This is a genomic window from Streptomyces graminofaciens (assembly GCF_030294945.1).
GTDB classification, from domain to species: Bacteria; Actinomycetota; Actinomycetes; order Streptomycetales; family Streptomycetaceae; genus Streptomyces; species Streptomyces graminofaciens.
Genome location: NZ_AP018448.1, coordinates 3,688,399 through 3,701,337 on the forward strand (window position 1 = coordinate 3,688,399; position 12,939 = coordinate 3,701,337).

Consider the following 12,939-nt stretch of genomic DNA (forward strand, 5'->3'; position numbering starts at 1 on the left):
ACCGGGTTGTCGGACCCCCCGCCTATCGTCTCCGACCATGACCACGACCTATCGACCGCACACGACACGGGCGTCCTACGACACGGTCGCCGCCGACTACCACACACTGCTGAAGGACGAGTTGGCGAAGAGCCCCTTCGACCGGGCGGTGCTCGGGGTGTTCGCCGAGCAGGTGCGGGACGGCGGAGGCGGCGCGGTCGCGGATCTGGGGTGCGGGCCGGGGCGGATCACCGTACATCTGGCGGCGCTCGGTCTGGACGTCTTCGGGATCGATCTGTCGCCGGAGATGGTGGCGGTGGCCCGTCGGGTCCATCCGCACCTGCGGTTCGAGGTCGGCACGATGACGGGGCTCGACCTGCCGGACGGGTCGCTCGCCGGTGCCGTCTCCTGGTACTCCACGGTGCACACACCACTCACCGAACTGCCCGTGTTCTTCCGGGAGTTCCACCGGGTGCTCGCTCCCGGCGGGCAGCTGGCCATGGCGTTCAAGGCCGGTGACGAGTCCTACCGTCTGTCCCACGCGTACGGCCACGACCTGGACCTCGACGTCCACCGCTTCCCGCCGGACCGGGTCGCCGCGCTGCTGACGGAGAGCGGGTTCGTCGAGGTGGCCCGGCTGGTGCGGCAGGCGGAAGGGCCCTACGAGAAGACGCCGCAGGGCTATCTGCTGGTGCGCAAGCCCGAGTGAGCCCCGGGGCCCGGTCAGACCGTGCCCGGGTCCCCGTTCTGGGCGGCGGCCAGCTTGTCGCGGCGTTCGCTGTCGCCGTCGCCCGTGGTGCTGAGCAGGGTGTCGCAGATCTCGCGGAGCTTGTCGGTGGCCTGCTTGGAGAACAGTCCGCACAGCCCGGCGATGCCGGAGAAGCCGTACGGGTTGGTCGCGCCCGCGCCGGAGCTCCCGGCGAACAGGCCGCCGCGCAGCAGCAGATGGACGAGCAGGGCCAGGGCCACCCCGATGCCGGCGCGCAGCAGGTACCACCACAGCCAGCTCGCGTACAGCCGCCGGTTGCCGACGTATGTCGCGAACGACGTGGCCGCGTGGACGAAGCTGCCGAGCGCGCTGCACACGATCACCGCGAGCAGCATGGCCGTGTCGGCGGTCAGCGCCCAGTCCCCGAGCCCGAAGGGCGACCACACCGCCGTGGCGGTGAGTTCGGTGCCGGGCTCGACGGTGGCGAGGACCACCGGCCACAGGCTCACCAGGGCTCCGCAGACGAACACCACCTGGGCGAGGAGCAAAAGGCCCAGCGCGGTGGTGGCCCAGACGGGGAGGGGGTGCCGCTTGCCCTTGGCGCGGCCGACGTCCGTGGCCGTACCCGAACCGCCGGCGCCGTTGTCGGTTCCCGGGGCCGTGCCCTCTTCGGTTGTCGTCCCGCTCAACTGCCCGCTCCCGATGTGCCTTTGGCGTTCGGTCGTTCGTCTGTGCCGCGCCTTCGAACACCGTACAAGTTCCGGCATCGGCTGGGCCGTCGGGGGTGACGACTAGGGCGTGTTTCGAAGTGGTGTCGTCCGCCCGGAGGGCGGGGCCCGCGGCGTCTGGTGCGGTGCGTCGCAAGGCGGAGGGTTGTCCGCGTACTGGGTGTACGCGGACGACCCCGACAACGCGGCGAGGTGCCGTGCCAGGCGCCGCGGGGCAGACGGGACGTTCGAAACACGCCCTAGTGGAGGGCCTGATCGCGGAAGCCGCGAAGCGGGGCGAGGCGGACCTGTCCCTGGTGAGCATCGACTTGACCCGTCCGCCTCGCCGCCCGGCACCTGCGTCCCGGCCTCCGGACCAGCCGGGTGGGGACAGGCCGCGTCGGCGGGGGCCGTGCGGAAGATGCGGGCGGCACCGTTCCGGTGGACCGGGTTGCGGTCCACCGGATGTGGCGTGCCGCCCGCAGGAAGGTCAGACGATCTCGACGAGCAGGTCGCCGCCCTCCACCTGCTGGATCTTGTTGATGGCCAGGCGGGACACCCGTCCGGCCTTCGGGACGGTGATCGTGGCCTCCATCTTCATGGCCTCGATGGTGGCGACCGTGGCGCCGGCCGCGACCTCGTCGCCCTCGGCGACCGCGAGGGTGACCACGCCGGCGAACGGGGCGGCGACATGGCCGGGGTTGGAGCGGTCGGCCTTCTCGGTGACGGGGAGGTCGGAGGAGGCGGCCTTGTCGCGGATCTGGATGGGGCGGAGCTGGCCGTTCAGGGTGGACATCACGGTGCGCATACCGCGTTCGTCCGCCTCGCCGACGGCCTCCAGGCCGATGAGGAGCCGCACGCCGGGCTCCAGGTCGACGGCGTACTCCTTGCCCGGGCCGAGGCCGTAGAAGAAGTCCTTGCTGTCGAGGACGCTGGTGTCGCCGTAGGTCTGGCGGTGGGTCTCGAACTCGCGGGTCGGGCCGGGGAACAGCAGCCGGTTGAGGGTGGTGCGCCGGTCCTTCTCCAGGCCCGTGCGGTCCTCGGCGGTGAGGTCCTGGACGGGCTTGGCGTCGGCGCGGCCCTGGAGGGCCTTGCTGCGGAACGGCTCGGGCCAGCCGCCGGGCGGGGTGCCCAGCTCACCGCGCAGGAACCCGATGACGGAGTCGGGGATGTCGAACCGGTCGGGCGTGGCCTCGAAGTCGGCAGGTGTCACTCCGGCGCCGACGAGGTGCAGGGCGAGGTCGCCGACCACCTTGGAGGAGGGGGTGACCTTCACCAGGTGGCCGAGGATGCGGTCGGCGGCGGTGTACATGGCCTCGATGTCCTCGAAGCGGTCGCCGAGGCCGAGCGCGACGGCCTGGGTGCGGAGGTTGGAGAGCTGGCCGCCGGGGATCTCGTGGTCGTAGACGCGGCCGGTGGGTGAGGCGAGGCCCGCCTCGAAGGGCGCGTAGATCCGGCGGACGCTCTCCCAGTAGGGCTCCAGGTCGCCGACGGCCCGCAGGTCGAGGCCGGTGGGCCGGTCGGAGTAGTCGGTCGCGGCCACGATGGCCGACAGCGACGGCTGCGAGGTGGTGCCCGCCATGGACGCCACGGCACCGTCGACGGCGTCGGCGCCGGCCTGGACCGCGGCGAGGTAGGTGGCGAGCTGGCCGCCCGCCGTGTCGTGGGTGTGGATGTGCACCGGCAGGTCGAACTCGCGGCGCAGGGCGGAGACGAGTTTCGTGGCGGCCGGGGCGCGCAGCAGTCCCGCCATGTCCTTGACGGCCAGCACGTGGGCGCCCGCCTCGACGATCTGCTCGGCCAGCCGGAGGTAGTAGTCGAGCGTGTAGAGCTGCTCGGCGGGGTTGGAGAGATCGGAGGTGTAGCAGAGGGCGACCTCGGCGACGGCCGTTCCGGTGGCTCGTACGGCGTCGATGGCGGGCCGCATCTGGCCCACGTCGTTGAGCGCGTCGAAGATCCGGAAGATGTCGATGCCGGTCTCGGTGGCCTCCTGGACGAAGGCGTCGGTCACCTCGGTCGGGTACGGCGTGTACCCGACGGTGTTGCGGCCGCGCAGCAGCATCTGGAGGCAGATGTTGGGCGCGGCGGCCCGGAAGGCGGCCAGTCGCTCCCAGGGGTCCTCGGCGAGGAAGCGGAGGGCGACGTCGTAGGTGGCGCCGCCCCAGCACTCCAGGGAGAGCAGCTGCGGCAGGGTCCGGGCGACCACGGGGGCGACGGCGAGCATGTCCTTCGTACGGACCCGGGTGGCGAGCAGCGACTGGTGGGCGTCCCGGAAGGTGGTGTCGGTGACGCCGATGGTCGGCGACTCGCGCAGCCAGCGGGCGAAGCCGTCCGGGCCGAGTTCGACGAGCTTCTGCTTCGAGCCGGCCGGGGGTTCGGCGGCGGTGGGCCTAGGCAGCTTGGTGGACGGGTCGATCAGGTCGGGGCGCGGGCCGTTCGGCTTGTTGACCGTCACGTCGGCCAGATAGGTGAGCAGCTTGGTGCCCCGGTCGGCGGAGTGGCGGGAGGTGAGCAGGTGCGGGCGCTGCTCGATGAACGACGTGGTGACGTTGCCGGCCTGGAAGTCCGGGTCGTCGAGGACGGCCTGCAAAAACGGGATGTTCGTGGCGACGCCCCGGATGCGGAACTCGGCGACCGCACGCCGGGCCCGGTTGACGGCGGTGGTGAAGTCCCGGCCCCGGCAGGTCAGTTTGACCAGCATGGAGTCGAAGTGGGCGCTGATCTCCGTACCGGCGTGGGTGGTGCCGCCGTCGAGACGGATGCCGGAGCCGCCGGGTGAGCGGTAGGCGCTGATGCGGCCGGTGTCCGGGCGGAAGCCGTTGGCGGGGTCCTCGGTGGTGATACGGCACTGGAGCGCGGCGCCGCGCAGCGTCACGGTCTCCTGGGAGAGCCCGAGGTCGGCGAGGGTGGCCCCGGCGGCGATGCGGAGCTGGGACTGCACGAGGTCGACGTCGGTGACCTCCTCGGTGACCGTGTGCTCGACCTGGATACGGGGGTTCATCTCGATGAAGACGTGGTTGCCGTCGCGGTCGAGGAGGAACTCGACGGTGCCCGCGTTGCGGTAGCCGATCTCCCGGGCGAACCGTACGGCGTCCGCGCAGATCCGGTCGCGCAGGGCCGGGTCGAGGTTCGGTGCCGGGGCCAGTTCGATGACCTTCTGGTGGCGGCGCTGCACCGAACAGTCGCGTTCGAAGAGGTGGATGACGTTGCCGTGGCCGTCGGCGAGGATCTGCACCTCGATGTGGCGGGGCTCGACGACGGCCTTCTCCAGGAAGACGGTGGGGTCGCCGAAGGCGGAGGCGGCCTCGCGGGACGCCGCCTCGATGGACTCGCGCAGCGCGGCGGGGTCCTCGACGCGGCGCATACCGCGTCCGCCGCCGCCGGCGACCGCCTTGACGAACACGGGGAAGCCGATGTCGTCGGCGGCGCGGACCAGTTCGTCGACTTCGGTGGAGGGCTCGGAGGAGCCGAGGACCGGTACGCCGGCGGCGCGGGCGGCGGCCACCGCGCGCGCCTTGTTGCCGGTCAGTTCGAGGATGTGGGCGCTGGGCCCGACGAACGTGATGCCCGCCTCCTCACAGGCCCGGGCCAGCTCGGGGTTCTCGGAGAGGAACCCGTAGCCCGGATAGACGGCGTCGGCGCCCGCCAGCCGGGCGGCGCGCATGATCTCCTCGACGGAGAGATAGGCCCGCACGGGGTGCCCCGGTTCGCCGATCTCGTAGGCCTCGTCGGCCTTGAGCCGGTGCAGCGAGTTGCGGTCCTCGTGGGGGAAGACGGCGACGGTCCGCGCGCCCACTTCATAGCCGGCGCGGAACGCGCGGATCGCGATCTCGCCACGGTTGGCGACCAGTACCTTTTGGAGCATTCCCGATCCCTTCGGCCTGCCTGGTGAGGAGCACCATGGTCCCGGCATTGTGGCCGACGTGCCATGAGAGCACGGTCACTGACCGGTGATCGGAGGTCTGACCTATGTGAGGGAGCCCGCTCACCGCACGGCGCTTTGAGCGCCCGGAACGCCGTACCGGCAGCCGTCGACAAGGTCCTGCCGTGGGCCCACGCCCCGCTGGTCCCGCTGCTCGCGGCGGGCGAGGCGGCCGGGGCGGGCGTACCGACGGGCCGTCGGCGCTCGCGGGTCAGGAGACCTTGAGGCTCGGCAGCTCCGTCACGGACGGGGTGCCGTCGTGGTGGATCGGCGTGTGCGCCCCGGTCAGCGAGACCCCGCTGCCACCGCGTCGGTTGGCGACGATCTCGGCGGCGATGGACAGGGCCGTCTCCTCCGGCGTGCGAGCCCCGAGGTCGAGGCCGATGGGTGAGCGCAGCCGGGCCAGCTCCAGCTCGGTGACGCCGACCTCGCGCAGCCTGTCGTTGCGGTCGAGGTGGGTGCGGCGTGAGCCCATGGCGCCGACGTAGGCGACCGGGAGCCGCAGGGCGAGCCGGAGCAGCGGTACGTCGAACTTGGCGTCGTGGGTGAGGACGCACAGGACGGTCCGGGCGTCCACGTCCGTCCGCTCCAGGTATGTGTGCGGCCACTCGACGACGATCTCGTCCGCGTCCGGGAAGCGCGTGCGGGTCGCGAAGACGGGGCGGGCGTCGCAGACGGTCACGTGGTAGCCGAGGAACTTGCCTACGCGGACGAGCGCGGAGGCGAAGTCGATCGCGCCGAACACGATCATCCGGGGCGGGGGGACCGAGGACTCGACCAGAACCGTGAGCGGTGCTCCGCAACGAGAGCCCTGCTCTCCGATCTCCAGGGTGCCGGTGCGTCCGGCGTCCAGGAAGGCCCGGGCCTCGGCGGCGACCGTGCGGTCCAGTTCGGGGTGGGCGCCGAAGCCGCCGTCGTACTGGCCGGCGGGGCGGACCAGCAGGGCCCGGCCCCGCAGTTCCGCCGGGCCGGAGACTATCCGGGCGACGGCCGCCGCCTCCCCGCTCGCGGCGGCGGCGAGCGCGGCCGCCACGAGCGGACGGACGGGGTCGCCGACCCGCACCGGCGTCACGACGATGTCGATGATCCCGCCGCAGGTCAGGCCCACGGCGAAGGCGTCCTCGTCGCTGTACCCGAAGCGTTCGAGGACCGGCTCCCCGTCCTCCAACGCCTGCCGGCACAGGTCGTAGACCGCCCCCTCCACGCAACCGCCGGAGACCGAGCCGATCGCCGTGCCGTCGGCGTCCACCGCGAGGGCGGCGCCGGGCTGGCGGGGTGCGCTGCCGCCGACGGCCACCACGGTGGCCACGGCGAAGTCGCGTCCCTGCTCGACCCACCGGTGCAGCTCTTCGGCGATGTCCAGCATGTCTCGGTCTCCTCAATCGCGGTTGTGCGGACGGTACTCGGCAGCTGGGGTCCAGGGGGTGTTTTGAAGGTTCGTCGGCGTGTGCGGGTGGGTGGGGGCTGGTCGCGCAGTTCCCCGCGCCCCTGAAGAGCAGGGGCCGCGCCCCGTGCTTTTCAGGGGCGCGGGGGATGGGACTGCGCCAGAAACCCCACCCACCCGCACCCACCGACGAACCGAACCCCCAGAGCTCTTGAGCGGCCCGACCGACTACGCCGTACCCGTCAGGTGTTCCGGGCGTACCGGCGTCCTGTTCAGCTCCAACCCCGTCGCGTTCCGGATCGCCGCCAGGACGGCCGGAGTCGATGACAGGGTCGGGGCCTCGCCGACGCCGCGCAGCCCGTACGGCGCGTGGTCGTCGGCCAGTTCGAGCACGTCGACGGGGATGGTCGGCGTGTCGAGGATCGTGGGGATGAGGTAGTCGGTGAAGGAGGGGTTGCGGACCTTCGCGGTCTTCGGGTCGACGACGATCTCCTCCATGACCGCGATGCCGAGGCCCTGGGTCGTGCCGCCCTGGATCTGGCCCACCACGGACAGCGGGTTGAGGGCCTTGCCGACGTCCTGGGCGCAGGCCAGTTCGATGACCTTGACCAGGCCCAGCTCGGTGTCGACCTCGACGACCGCCCGGTGTGCGGCGAAGCTGTACTGGACGTGCCCGAAGCCCTGCCCGGTACGGAGGTCGAAGGGCTCCGTCGGCCGGTGCCGCCACTCCGCCTCGATCTCGACCGACTCGTCGCCCAGCACGTCCACCAGGTCGGCGAGGACCTCCCCGGCGTCGGTGACGACCTTGCCGCCCTCCAGGAGCAGTTCGGCCGTGGCCCACGCGGGGTGGTACGAGCCGAACCGGCGCCGGCCCATCTCCAGGACCTTCTCGCGGACCAGCTCGCAGGAGTTCTTGACGGCGCCGCCGGTGACGTACGTCTGCCGGGAGGCCGACGTCGAACCGGCCGAGCCCACCTGGGTGTCCGCCGGGACGATCGTCACCTGGGTGACGCCCAGTTCGGTGCGGGCGATCTGCGCGTGGACGGTGACACCGCCCTGGCCGACCTCCGCCATGGCCGTGTGGACGGTGGCGACGGGCTCGCCGCCCACGACCTCCATGCGGACACGGGCGGTCGAGTAGTCGTCGAAGCCCTCGGAGAAGCCGACGTTCTTGATGCCGACCGCGTAGCCGACGCCGCGTACGACGCCCTCGCCGTGCGTGGTGTTGGACAGACCGCCCGGCAGTTGCCGTACGTCCGCCTCCTCACCCGCCGCGAGCCACTGCTGCTCCGGCGGCAGCGGCATCGCCTTGACTCGGCGCAGGAGTTCGGCGACCGGCGCCGGGGAGTCGACGACCTGCCCGGTCGGCATGATCGCGCCCTGCGACATGGCGTTGGCCTGGCGGAACTCGACCCGGTCCATACCCACCGCGTCGGCCAGCTTGTCCATCTGGGCCTCGTAGGCGAAGCACGCCTGGACCGCGCCGAAGCCGCGCATGGCGCCGCAGGGCGGGTTGTTGGTGTAGAGGGCGATGGCCTCGATGTCGACGTTGTCGATGACGTACGGGCCCGCGCCGAGGGAGGCCGCGTTGCCCACGACGGCAGGTGAGGAGGAGGCGTAGGCGCCGCCGTCGAGGACGATCCGGCACTTCACGTGGGTGAGCTTGCCGTCCTTCGTCGCCCCGTGCTCGTAGTACAGCTTCGCCGGGTGGCGGTGGACGTGTCCGAAGAAGGACTCGAAACGGTTGTAGACGATCTTGACCGGCTTGCCCGTGCGCAGCGCGAGCAGACAGGCGTGGATCTGCATCGAGAGGTCCTCGCGCCCGCCGAAGGCGCCGCCCACGCCCGACAGCGTCATCCGGACCTTGTCCTCCGCCAGGCCGAGGACGGGTGCGATCTGGCGCAGGTCGGCGTGCAGCCACTGCGTGGCGATGTAGAGGTCGACGCCGCCGTCCTCCGCCGGAACCGCGAGCCCGGACTCGGGGCCGAGGAACGCCTGGTCCTGCATGCCGAAGACGTACTCGCCCTCGACGACGAAGTCCGCGCGCTCCCGGGCCGCCGCCACGTCGCCGCGGAGGATCGGCTGGCGGTGGACGATGTTCGGGTGCGGGACATGGCCGAAGTGGTGGTCGGTGCGGTCCTCGTGCACGAGGACCGCGTCCGGCGCGGTCGCGGCGGCCTCGTCGGTGATGACCGGCAGCTCCCGGTACTCCACCTTGATCTTGGCGGCGGCTCGGCGCGCGGTCTCCGGGTGGTCGGCGGCGACGATCGCGACGGGCTCGCCGTGGTGGCGGACCTTGCCGTGGGCGAGGACCGGGGTGTCCTGGATCTCCAGGCCGTAGTGCCTCACGTCGGTCGGCAGGTCGTCGTACGTCATGACGGCGTAGACACCGGGCGTGGCGAGGGCCTCGGCCGTGTCGATGGAGACGATTTCGGCGTGGGCGACCGTCGAGCGGAGGATCTGGCCCCAGAGCATGTCCTCGTGCCACATGTCGGACGAGTACGCGAACTCGCCGGTGACCTTGAGGGTGCCGTCCGGGCGGAGCGTGGACTCGCCGACGCCGCCCTTGGTGCGCGAGCCCTGGGTGATGTTGGTGGGCAGGCCGGTGGTTCCCATGATCAGACCCCTTCGGACTGCCGGGCGGCCGCGAGGCGGACCGCGTCCATGATCTTCTCGTAGCCGGTGCAGCGGCACAGGTTGCCCGAGAGCGCCTCGCGGATGTCCGCGTCGCTCGGGTTCGGGGTGCGCTCCAGCATCTCGTCGGCGGCGACCAGCAGCCCGGGCGTGCAGAAGCCGCACTGCACGGCACCGGCGTCGATGAACGCCTGCTGGATCGGGGAGAGTTCCCCGCCTTCGCCGGTCTGCGAGTCGGTGCCCTTGGCCTGCCAGTGCTTGGCATCGTCGAGCGAAGTCCCCGACGCCCCGCAGGCGCCCGTCCCGCATCCCTCGGCCCGCTGCTTGGCGAAGTCCGCCAGCCCCTCGACCGTGACGACCTCGCGCCCCTCCGCCTGCCCGGCCGCGACCAGACACGAACACACCGGTACGCCGTCCAGGCGGACGGTGCACGAGCCGCACTCGCCCTGCTCGCACGCGTTCTTGGAACCGGGGAGTCCGAGCCGCTCCCTCAGCACGTACAGCAGGGACTCGCCCTCCCACACGTCGTCGGCTTCCTGCGGACGGCCGTTGACCGTGAAATTGACGCGCATTACGCGACTCCCTCCGTGGCGGCGGCGGTGCCGCGGTACGACTCCCAGGTCCACATCAGCGTGCGGCGGGCCATGACGCCGACGGCGTGGCGGCGGTAGCTCGCGGTGCCCCGGACGTCGTCGATCGGGTTGCAGGCGGCGGAGCACAGCTCGGCGAACTGCTTGGCGACCGACGGGGTGATGATCCTGCCGTTGTCCCAGAAGCCGCCCTCGTCGAGCGCCGCGTTCAGGAACTCCTCGGCGGCCTTGGCCCGGACGGGGGTCGGCGCGGCCGAGCCGATGCCGGTACGGACGGTCCGCGACGACGGGTGCAGGGCGAGCCCGAAGGCGCACACGGCGATGACCATGGCGTTGCGCGTGCCGACCTTCGAGAACTGCTGCGGTCCGTCGGCCTTGTCGATGTGCACGGCGCGGATCAGCTCGTCCGGGGCGAGGGCGTTGCGCTTGACGCCGGTGTAGAAGTCGTCGATGGGGATGAGCCGGGAGCCCCGTACGGACTCGGCCTCGACCTGGGCGCCCGCCGCGAGGAGGGCCGGGTGGGCGTCGCCGGCCGGGGAGGCGGTGCCGAGGTTTCCGCCGACGCCGCCGCGGTTGCGGATCTGCGGGGAGGCGACCGTGTGCGAGGCCAGGGCGAGGCCGGGCAGCTCGGGACGGAGGCTCTCCATGATCCGGGTGTAGGGGACGGACGCGCCCAGTCGAACCGTGTCCTCGCCGACCTCCCACTCGTAGAGATCGCCGATGCGGGTGAGGTCGAGCAGATACTCGGGCCGACGGTGGTCGAAGTTGATCTCGACCATCACATCGGTGCCGCCGGCGATCGGCACAGCGGTGGGGTGCTCGGCCTTCGCGGCGAGCGCCTCCTCCCAGCTGGCGGGGCGAAGGAAGTCCATGAGACCGGCTCTCTTCTTCGTCTTGTGGTCGTTCTGTTTGAGCCAGATCGTGTGCGGCGGGCCCGGCTCGGTTCAAGGGCTGTTCAGGTGGCTCGAGCTTCAGTACACAGCGCCCTCCTCCGCCCGGGTCAGTCACGGAAAACATGAAGGAGTTGGCTGGCCAAGGGGCGCATCTTGTAGATTCGTATGAACGGAGGCCATCAGCAACCTCTTCGTTTTCGGCTGGAAACATCCAGCACACACGCGGGGCCCCGGCTTCCCCGACCACCCTCCTCCGGAAGTCACGTGCACGCTTCCTGGGCGAACCGAACGTTGTTTTCGAGACACGACGACACAAGAACGGCGGCGACGAGAATGCGCCTGCGCGCACTGCTGGACACCGACGCGCTGGGTCTGCGGCTGCTCGGCGGCGAGGACGAGCTGGACCGCACCGTACGTGGTGTGATGACCACCGACCTCCGGGACCCGAGCCGCTACCTCTCCGGGGGCGAGCTGGTGCTCACGGGCCTGGCCTGGCGCCGGGACGCCGCCGACTCCGAACCCTTCGTACGGATCCTGGTGGGCGCCGGGGTCGCGGCGCTCGCCGCCGGCGAGGCCGAGCTGGGCGACATCCCTCAGGACCTGGTCGTCGCCTGCGCCCGGCACCGGCTGCCGCTGTTCGCCGTCAACGAGTCGGTGGCCTTCGCGACGATCACCGAGCACGTCGTTCGGCAGGTCTCCGGCGAGCGCGCCGGAGACCTGGCGGCCGTGGTGGACCGCCACCGCCGGATGATGATCTCCGGCCCGGCGGGCGGCGGCCCGGACGTGGTCCTGGACCTCCTCGGCACCGATCTGGACATCAGGGCCTGGGTGCTCTCCCCCACCGGCCGCCTGATCGCGGGCCCCAAGGTCGCCGGGCCCGACCTGCCGCCCGAGCTGTGCGCACGCCTGGCGGGCGACCACCTGGCGGCGACGCGCACGGGCCGCCGCGGACCGCACCGCGTGCTCGTCGGCACCACCACGTACTCCCTCTTCCCCATCAGCGGCGCGGGCCGCGCGCCCGTCGGCGCCACCCATGACGTACGCGAGACGCTGCTGTCCGACTGGCTGCTCGCGGTCGAGGCCGACGCCGGGGACTGGCCCGCCGAGCGCCTCGACCTGCTGTACGGCGTCACCCAGCTGATCGCCGTCGAGCGGGACCGCCGCGACGCGGCCCGTACGGTACGGCGCCGACTCGCCCAGGAGGTTCTGGAGCTGGTGCAGGCGGGCGCGGCCCCCGCCGAGATCGCGGCCCGGCTGCGGGTCGCCGCGCCGGTGCTGCTGCCCGGCCTCGGGGCGGCCCCGCACTGGCAGGTGGTCGTGGCCCGGGTGGAATGGGACGGCGACGACCTGGACGGCGGCCCGGTCGCCCAGGCGCTCCTGGAGGAGATCCTGGTGGACCCCCACTCCACCGGCCCCGAGCACTCGGACCGGATCGCCGTGGCTCACACGGGTGAGGAGGCCATCGCGCTCGTCCCGCTCCCGGCGGTCTCCACCGAGCACGACGGCTCCGAGGCCGGCATCCACGCCGACACGCTCCTCACGACCGTACGGGACCCGCTGACGGCGGGCCTGGACGGCGACGGACGGCTCACGCTGGGCGTCAGCGCGGCCGTGCACTCGGCGGAGGGTCTGCACGGGGCGCTGGAGGAGGCCCGGCACGCACGCCGGGTGGCGGCGGCGCGTCCGGGCCGGGTGTGCGCGGCCGGCCACCAGGAACTGGCCTCGCACGTCCTGCTCCTGCCCTTCGTCCCCGACGACGTGCGCCGCGCCTTCACGGCCCGCCTCCTCGACCCCCTGAGGGACTACGACCGCCGCCACCGCGCCGAGCTGATCCCGACCCTGGAGGCGTTCCTGGAGTGCGACGGCTCCTGGACGCGCTGCGCCGCCCGGCTCCACCTGCACGTCAACACACTGCGCTACCGGGTCGGCCGGATCGAACAGTTGACAAGCCGTGACCTCTCCCGCCTGGAGGACAAGCTGGACTTCTTCCTGGCGTTGCGCATGAGTTGAGTTCACGGGGTGGTGGGCGGCCCTCCCTGAGCGCCGCCCGCACCCCATGACTTTGTGAATACTTTCACCCACCCCCTGGCCGGGCCCCGGGATTCGTGCTGAGATGCCGCC

9 protein-coding genes are annotated in these 12,939 nt (G+C 71.9%); 3 read left to right on the forward strand and 6 right to left on the reverse strand.

The genetic code is table 11. The features are described from left to right. Positions 1-37 precede the first annotated feature (37 nt). Positions 38-688 carry a class I SAM-dependent DNA methyltransferase gene (locus tag SGFS_RS15850; RefSeq protein ID WP_286250895.1) on the forward strand — a complete coding sequence of 217 codons (651 nt, stop codon included), beginning with the start codon at positions 38-40 and terminating at the stop codon, positions 686-688. Positions 689-702: 14 nt separating this feature from the next. Here the strand turns inward: SGFS_RS15850 and SGFS_RS15855 are convergent, their stop codons facing one another. Both SGFS_RS15855 and SGFS_RS15860 read right to left on the reverse strand, forming a co-directional pair. Then, the gene (locus SGFS_RS15855; RefSeq protein WP_286250897.1) at positions 703-1,377 is read right to left on the reverse strand and encodes a hypothetical protein; all 675 of its coding nucleotides are present in this window, start codon (positions 1,375-1,377) and stop codon (positions 703-705) included. Positions 1,378-1,885: 508 nt separating this feature from the next. Further along, complete coding sequence (locus tag SGFS_RS15860; protein ID WP_286250898.1) at positions 1,886-5,260, reverse strand: pyruvate carboxylase; 3,375 nt, start codon at positions 5,258-5,260, stop codon at positions 1,886-1,888. Positions 5,261-5,395: 135 nt separating this feature from the next. On the opposite strand from SGFS_RS15860, the gene SGFS_RS15865 reads away from it, so the two are divergent. Next, positions 5,396-5,542: a hypothetical protein gene (locus SGFS_RS15865; RefSeq protein ID WP_286250899.1), complete on the forward strand. Its 147-nt coding sequence runs from the start codon at positions 5,396-5,398 to the stop codon at positions 5,540-5,542. On the opposite strand, the gene SGFS_RS15870 is transcribed toward SGFS_RS15865, so the two are convergent. From SGFS_RS15870 to SGFS_RS15885, 4 genes are all read right to left on the reverse strand, one after another. Then, a complete protein-coding gene (locus tag SGFS_RS15870) occupies positions 5,529-6,683 on the reverse strand; it encodes an XdhC family protein (RefSeq protein WP_286250900.1) in 1,155 nt (384 codons plus the stop codon). The two genes, SGFS_RS15865 and SGFS_RS15870, sit on opposite strands and share 14 nt — an antisense overlap. A 246-nt stretch (positions 6,684-6,929) precedes the next feature. Then, positions 6,930-9,317, reverse strand: a complete 2,388-nt coding sequence (locus tag SGFS_RS15875; RefSeq protein WP_286250902.1) for a xanthine dehydrogenase family protein molybdopterin-binding subunit — start codon at positions 9,315-9,317, stop codon at positions 6,930-6,932. Between the two features lie 2 nt (positions 9,318-9,319). Continuing rightward, positions 9,320-9,907: a (2Fe-2S)-binding protein gene (locus SGFS_RS15880; RefSeq protein ID WP_286250904.1), complete on the reverse strand. Its 588-nt coding sequence runs from the start codon at positions 9,905-9,907 to the stop codon at positions 9,320-9,322. After that, complete coding sequence (locus SGFS_RS15885; RefSeq protein ID WP_286250905.1) at positions 9,907-10,797, reverse strand: FAD binding domain-containing protein; 891 nt, start codon at positions 10,795-10,797, stop codon at positions 9,907-9,909. Before SGFS_RS15885 ends, SGFS_RS15880 begins: the two co-directional genes overlap by 1 nt. 354 nt (positions 10,798-11,151) lie before the next feature. Between SGFS_RS15885 and SGFS_RS15890 the strand changes: the two genes are divergently transcribed. After that, positions 11,152-12,828 (forward strand): PucR family transcriptional regulator, encoded by a 1,677-nt coding sequence (locus SGFS_RS15890; protein ID WP_286250907.1) that lies wholly within the window; start codon positions 11,152-11,154, stop codon positions 12,826-12,828. Positions 12,829-12,939 lie beyond the last annotated feature (111 nt).